Consider the following 1,037-nt stretch of genomic DNA (forward strand, 5'->3'; position numbering starts at 1 on the left):
ATATGGATGTCAGGCACCGTGATCTCCGTTTTTTTGTTCCGGGCTGGAATGGGTTTGCATGATGCCGGTCGCCGCCTGCAAGGCACTGCGGCGTTCTTCCGTGGTCGGCAGCGCGGCGATGCGCCGGACCTCAGTGTAAAAGCGCGGCCAGTCGTGGCCTTCGCGTTCGAAGAGTTTCTCGAAGCTGGGCACGAGATCGTCGTAGGCGCCCTGTGCGCCGAAGGCCGCGTTGTTGGCGCGTGCCACCCAGGCGTCATAGGCGTTGCGGCGGGGGCCAGACCAGCCCGCCTTCAGCTTTGCATAGCGCTCGCGAAAATCGGCCATGGCGGCCTGCTTCATGACCTCGACCTTGGCCCAGTCCTTGTCCTTGGCTTCGGGCGATTCGTAGACCTGCGTCAGCGCGCGGCGGGTGTTCAGCGCCAGCGCGCGGAAGTCCTGGCGCTGCCCATCGAACTGGGCGTACTCGCGACGGGCCTGCTCGCCGGCCTCGCGCTGCAGCCACATCGCCCCGCCGATGCGCTCGACCGCCGTGGCGTACGACTCGTTGAACACAGTGTCGCCGGCCACGTAGAGCACCTGGTGCGCCAGTTCGTGGAACACGATGCGCGCGAGCTCGCCCTCGGGGTAGCCAATGAAGGTGGACAGCAGCGGATCGCCACCGGCCCAGTTCATCCAGCCCAGCGTGGAGTACGCGGGCACCGGGTACACGGCCACTTCCAGGTCCTGCTTCTTCTGCGCTTCGGCTTCGGTCTTGGCCGCATCCTCGCTGTAGTAGCCCCGGTAGCCCACGCAGCCGGCCACCGGGAAGCACCAGCTCTTGAGCGTGAGCGAGTACGGCGGCGCGGCCACCACGTTCCACACGGCGGCGGGGCGGTGCAGGTCGGCGTACGACTTGTAGCTGGCGTTGTCGGGCAGGCCGAGTTGGGTGGAAGCGAAGCGGCGGATGCGCTGCGTGAGTTCGAGCTTGGCCTTCAGCGGCGCGGACACGGCCGGGTCGGCCAGCCACTCGGGCACGGGCTTGGCGGCCCGCATGATGC

At 67.5% G+C, this 1,037-nt stretch carries 1 protein-coding gene; it reads right to left on the bottom strand.

Features of this window, described 5'->3' with window-relative positions:
* Positions 1-9: 9 nt before the first annotated feature.
* The coding region (locus ACSFA3_RS25940) for an aminopeptidase (RefSeq protein WP_435508176.1) at positions 10-1,037 on the bottom strand (1,028 nt) is incomplete at its 5' end.

It is taken from the genome of Variovorax glucosi (assembly GCF_051216695.1).
Classification (GTDB): domain Bacteria; phylum Pseudomonadota; class Gammaproteobacteria; order Burkholderiales; family Burkholderiaceae_C; genus Variovorax.